Annotated in this window: 2 protein-coding genes and 1 pseudogene; 1 reads left to right on the top strand and 2 read right to left on the bottom strand. The window is 77.1% G+C overall.

Translation table 11 applies throughout. The features are described 5' to 3' along the window. A pseudogene (locus GPJ59_RS34975) lies at positions 1 to 614 on the bottom strand (aminoglycoside phosphotransferase family protein); the annotation flags it as partial. A gap of 333 nt (positions 615 to 947) precedes the next feature. Then, on the bottom strand, positions 948 to 1,133 hold the full coding sequence (locus GPJ59_RS34970; protein WP_219672088.1) for a hypothetical protein: 186 nt from the start codon (positions 1,131 to 1,133) through the stop codon (positions 948 to 950). A 548-nt stretch (positions 1,134 to 1,681) separates the two neighbouring features. On the opposite strand from GPJ59_RS34970, the gene GPJ59_RS34965 reads away from it, so the two are divergent. Further along, positions 1,682 to 2,887: a serine/threonine-protein kinase gene (locus GPJ59_RS34965; protein ID WP_308120662.1), complete on the top strand. Its 1,206-nt coding sequence runs from the start codon at positions 1,682 to 1,684 to the stop codon at positions 2,885 to 2,887. Positions 2,888 to 3,173: the final 286 nt, after the last annotated feature.

Here is a 3,173-nt window from a genome sequence, read left to right as displayed (position 1 = left end):
GGGGCCGGCGCCGCGCCGCGCGCCCAGGCGGGGAGCCGACCGGCGGCCGCCCGTATGCCGTCCGCCTCCGGGTACGGATGCCCGTACGGCCCCGCCGGACCCGCCGCCCGCCCCATCCGCTCCAGCGCCCGGGCCACCTTCGCGGGTCCGCGCATCGGCGGCACCGGACCCGGCAGGGCGCCGGCCGGTGTCCGGTGCAGCCGGGCCAGCAGCCGGGCCGCGTCCTCCCAGGGGGCGTCCTCGGGGTGCTCGGGGTCGACCGGGCTGCCGTAGGGCCACAACGACACCGGGCGCCCGCGGACCTCGTCCGCACCGGCGCGCAGCGGCGGCAGCAGGACCTCGGCGAGGGCGGGGTCGCGGGCGATCCGCAGGCGGACGTCGAGGGCGGCGCGGTCGGTGTCGGCGGCGTGCGCCTTGACGACGACACCCCGGCTGCGCACGACTGTCCCGTCGGGGCGGTCGGCGAGGACCTCGTACGGGGCGTGGTCGAGGGGCGTACGGCGGCCGGCGGGGCCGTCGGGCGCGTCAGGCACGGCAGGCACAGCAGGCTGCTCGGGCACAGCAGGCTGCTCGGGCACGTACGCGGCGAGCGCCGCCGGCAGCGGAACGGTCACGGGCACCCCCAGGTCGCACGGGGCGGGACGGCCCCCGGGCGATCGTACGGGGCGGACGCGGCGGACGGGGCGCGTGTGACGGACGCGCATGGGGCCACCGGGCGCCGAAGCCGCGGCGGTGCAGCACGGCGGTGCAGCACGGCGGTGCGGCAAGGCAGTGTGACAGGGCGGTGTGACACGGCGGCGCGGCACGGCGGCATAAAGGGTGTTGCCCGTGCGACTCCCCAGTCGCACGGGCAACACCCTTTCCCAGCCGTCCGCCCTACCCCCGTCCCCACGGGGTTGTGCGGGGCGATGTCTGCCCGGGCCGCTCTTCCCGGGCCGGGACGCCGCTCAGCGCCCGAGCACCGCTCCCACGGACGACGCCTGTGCCACCACCGCGTCCCAGCCGCCGAAGAGCACGACCAGGAGGGTGGCCAGGGGGAGCACCATGGCGACGGCCACCAGCGGGTGGCGCGTACCGGATTCATGGCCGTTGAACGCGAAGGCCTTGCGTCCCGAACGTGCTACGTGCGCCATGATCCTCTCCCCTGTCGTCTGGACAGCGGCGGGCGTGTGACCTCGGGGGACGAGTGCGCCACCCGCCGCTTGTCCTCAACACTAGGCGTGAGGGGCCTCCGTGGCCTCATGCCTTCGTACCCATTGGCGGGCCTCCGGGAGGATGACGGGACGGGGGCCCGTGTACTCCCCTGGGTGTAGACGGCTCCCCCGTTTTGGGGGTCTTCCCGGAGGGGGTCACCAGGTGTGAGTGACTTCTCTCACTTCCGTCACTCCCTGCGCACGCGCCCCACGGTACTGCCGTCCGGCGGGCGCCGTGCCGCCACCGCGGCCGCCGCGCGGGCCGATCGGCGCCGGCCCGTGGGCGCCGGAGCCCAAGCCCCTTGCCGTGCAGGGGGTTTGGCCGTACACGCGTACGACCTTCCGGTGCCGGTTCGCAGAGTTGATGCCCCCTCAAGTGGGCCTGGCCGCACAGACAATCGAATCTCCTGGCCAGGGCGCGGCCTCTGAGCGCGCATGGCGGATGGTCCGTAAGCTGTGCCACGTCAACAGGGCGACGGGTCAGCGGGGTGGACATGGCGATGATGCGGCTCCGGCGCGAGGACCCGCGTGCCGTCGGCTCGTTCAGGCTGCACCGGCGGCTCGGCGCCGGCGGCATGGGCGTGGTCTACCTCGGTTCGGACCGGCGGGGGCAGCGCGTCGCGCTCAAGGTGATCCGGCCCGACCTCGCCGAGGACCAGGAGTTCCGCTCGCGCTTCGCCCGCGAGGTGTCCGCCGCCCGGCGGATCCGCGGCGGGTGCACGGCCCGGCTGGTGGCCGCGGACCTGGAGGCGGAGCGGCCGTGGTTCGCCACCCAGTACGTCCCCGGGCCCTCGCTGCACGACAAGGTCGCCGAGGAGGGCCCGCTCACCGCCGCGCAGATCGCGGCGATCGGCGCGGCGCTGTCCGAGGGGCTCGTCGCCGTGCACGAGGCGGGGGTGGTCCACCGCGACCTCAAGCCCTCCAACATCCTGCTCTCCCCCAAGGGCCCCCGGATCATCGACTTCGGCATCGCCTGGGCCACGGGCGCGAGCACCCTCACCCATGTGGGCACCGCGGTCGGCTCCCCCGGCTTCCTCGCCCCGGAGCAGGTGCGCGGCGCCGTCGTCACCCCGGCCACCGACGTGTTCGCACTGGGCGCCACGCTCGCCTACGCGGCGACGGCGGACTCGCCCTTCGGGCACGGCAGTTCCGAGGTGATGCTCTACCGCGTGGTGCACGAGGAGCCGCAGCTGCACGGCGTCCCGGACGCGCTCGCCCCGCTGGTGCGGGCCTGCCTGGCCAAGGACCCGGAGGAGCGGCCGAGCACGCTCCAGCTGTCGATGCGGCTCAAGGAGATCGCGGCGCGGGAGGCGCAGGGCCTCTCCGACGGGCGGCCGGCGGTCCCGCGGGGGCGTACGGAGCGGCCCACGGACCGGCTCACGCCGGCCTACCCCGACCAGCGCACCCAGCGCGGCCCGGCGGGCACACCGGCCCGTCCGCAGGGCCAGGGACAGCGGCCGGCGCAGGGTCCCGGTGGCGGCCCGGCCTCCCGCCCGTCGTCCCCGCGCCACCCCGGCGGCCCGTCCTCGCGTCCCACGGCCGGCCGTACGCAGGGCCGCCCGGGACCGCGCACCACGGGCACGGGCCGACGCCCGAGCCGCCCGGACCCCAGGCTGATGCGCCAGCGCCTGATCGTGTTCGTGGTGGTCACGCTGATCGTGGCGCTGGGCATCGCGGCGGCACAGAAGCTCTGAGCGGACCGCTGATCCGGGCCCGGGCGCGACGGCCCGGCCCGGATCAGCGGCGCCCGGACCCGGCTCAGCGGCCCGGCCCGGCCCGCCCAGCGGCCCGGGGCCCGCCCCGCGGCAAAGGGCGCAGCCGCCGCCGCGCCGAAAGAACCGGGTGACGCGGCCGTAGCGTGCCCCCGCGCCCTGGGGGGGGGGTGCAAGGAGGGGCGGGCCGCCCCGGCCGCCCAGGGGCACGGGGCCCTCGGACCGCGGCCCCCGCCGCGGGTGCAGGGGGGGGGTGGGCGGGCGCACC

The sequence above is a fragment of the Streptomyces bambusae genome (assembly GCF_019400985.1).
Taxonomy (GTDB): Bacteria; Actinomycetota; Actinomycetes; order Streptomycetales; family Streptomycetaceae; genus Streptomyces; species Streptomyces bambusae_A.
The sequence above is the reverse complement of the archived record's forward strand: the minus strand, read 5'-3'. Positions and strand labels throughout refer to the sequence as shown.